The organism is Methylobacterium indicum, assembly GCF_001043895.1.
In the GTDB taxonomy this organism is placed as follows: Bacteria; Pseudomonadota; Alphaproteobacteria; order Rhizobiales; family Beijerinckiaceae; genus Methylobacterium; species Methylobacterium indicum.
Window position 1 is genome coordinate 1 of record NZ_JTHF01000428.1, and the last position, 1,571, is coordinate 1,571.

Below are 1,571 nucleotides of genomic sequence, written 5' to 3' on the forward strand. Positions count from 1 at the left end.
CTGCTGGGCCAGGTCCCGGTCGCGATGCGGCGTGGCGGCGGGGGTGCCGGTGGGCTTCGGCTTGGCGACCTTGGGCGCGGCGACCTTGGGCTTGTGGCCGGCCTCGGGCGGCAGCGCCTCGTTCGAGAGGCCGAGCGCAACCTTCACCCGGGCGTTGACGCCGTACAGGTCGGGCAGGCTGCGCAAGGTCCCGTTCGCGTCGGCCTCCAGAGTGAAGTAGGCGAGGTGGACCGGCAGCTTCTCGGGCAGCATCACGGTGCGCTCGCCCTTGCCGATCAGCTTCTGCAGCCGCTCCTGCGGCCAGTGCGATCCGAGCACCACCTGGGCGAAGCGGAACGGGTCGTCGACGCGCACGCAGCCGTGGCTCAGCGCCCGCTCGGAGCGGGAGAACAGGGTGCGGTTCGGCGTGTCGTGCAGGTAGACCGCGTGGTCGTTGGGGAACATGAACTTGATGAAGCCGAGCGCATTGCGCTCGCCCGGCGGCTGCCGGATGGCGATGCCGTTGCCGCGCTTCACCACCTGGTAGCCGAGGCGCGCCGCGTAGTTCGGATCGCGGGCGAGGCCGGGCAGGAACTGGCTCTTGAGGATCGAGGGCGGCACCGTCCAGGACGGGTTGACCACCGCGTAGGTCATCTCGCCCGAAAAGATCGGGGTCGGGGAATCCGGCTTGCCGACGATCACCCGGGCCTCGTCGAGGACGCGGCCGTCGCGGATCACCCGGACCTTGTATTCGGGGATGTTGACGAAGACGTGGGTGCGGCCGAGATCCGCCGGCAGCCAGCGCCAGCGCTCCATGTTGGCGAGGAGGTCGGCCTCCTGCCGGTCCGGGCTCGGGCCGGCGAGGGCCGCCACGGTGGCAGGATCGAGAACGCCGCTCGCCTTCATTCCGCGCTGGCGCTGGAAGCTGGCCACCGCCGTCGCCACGCCCTCGTCGTAGGCGGTGGCGTCCTGCGCGCCGGTCAGGCCGAAGCGGGCGCGGATCAGCGGCACCCGCGCGTCGCGCATGCCGGCCTTCAGCGCCGGGCCCTTGGGCAGGCGCACCATCGGCACGGCGCGGTTCGGCTGCTGGGCCCGCAGGCTCGCGAGCTTGGCCTTGAGGGCGAGGTAGCCGGGCTGCCCCGGATTGTAGGCCTGGAGGAGGGCGCCGGCATTCGTCCCGGCCGGGGTGAGGCGGGTCAGCACCGCGTCGGCACCGGGCAGGTCGAGCTTCGGGGTGATGAAGCGCGACAGGCGCGAGGGTTCGAGGCGCCCGCCGCGGGCGTCGCGGGCATAGAGCACGGCCGCCGCCGAGAGCTTGAGGTCGGCCTCGGCCCGGTCGGCCGCCGTGGCGTGGGGCGGGTCGAGGAGCGGGATCGGGTAGGCGAGGGGGTCGAGACCGTCCTCGCCCGCGGCCTGCAGCCGGACGATCACCGCCTTGGCGGCGTCGGACCAGCCGCTCTCCGTGAGCCAGACCGACTTGAAGGCGCCGAGCGCGTAGAAGGCCTGCATCGCCTCCCGCTGCTTCGTGTTCAGGCGGCGGATCAGCGTGACGCTCGGATCGGCGAGGCGCGCCGCCACCGCCTCGGCCACCG

1 protein-coding gene is annotated in these 1,571 nt (G+C 72.8%); it reads right to left on the minus strand.

Annotated elements, in window-relative coordinates; translation table 11 throughout:
* Positions 1-1,571: L,D-transpeptidase family protein (locus tag QR78_RS31090; protein ID WP_048431502.1), on the minus strand; the 1,571-nt coding region annotated here is incomplete at both ends.